The organism is Bacillaceae bacterium S4-13-56 (genome assembly GCA_040191315.1).
GTDB lineage: Bacteria > Bacillota > Bacilli > Bacillales > JAWJLM01 > JAWJLM01.
The window spans coordinates 1-224 of the sequence record JAWJLM010000205.1 but is presented as its reverse complement, the minus strand read 5'-3'; the positions used below and the strand labels follow the sequence as shown (position 1 = coordinate 224).

Annotated in this window: 1 protein-coding gene; it reads right to left on the bottom strand. The window is 39.7% G+C overall.

Going from position 1 to position 224, the window contains the following annotated elements:
• Positions 1–224 (bottom strand): IS200/IS605 family transposase (gene tnpA / locus RZN25_18665; GenBank protein ID MEQ6378804.1); only part of this gene is annotated, 224 nt, incomplete at both ends.

The following is a 224-nucleotide window of genomic DNA, read 5'->3' as shown; positions in this document are numbered from 1 at the left end:
AAACATTCTCTTCAGTGGTCACAAAAAATGAACGCGTCCATAGGCTAGACAAGTGCTGAAGTTGTGGAAACTCCTCTCTTATTTTTTTAGAAGTGAATCCTTTCATTTTAGCCATGATCTCGGAAGGACTTCGTTTTGGGGGCGCGTTTAAAAAAATATGAGCATGGTCCTTGTCGCATTCGATAGTCACAATTTGAATTTCGAATTCTTCCCACACTTCTTGT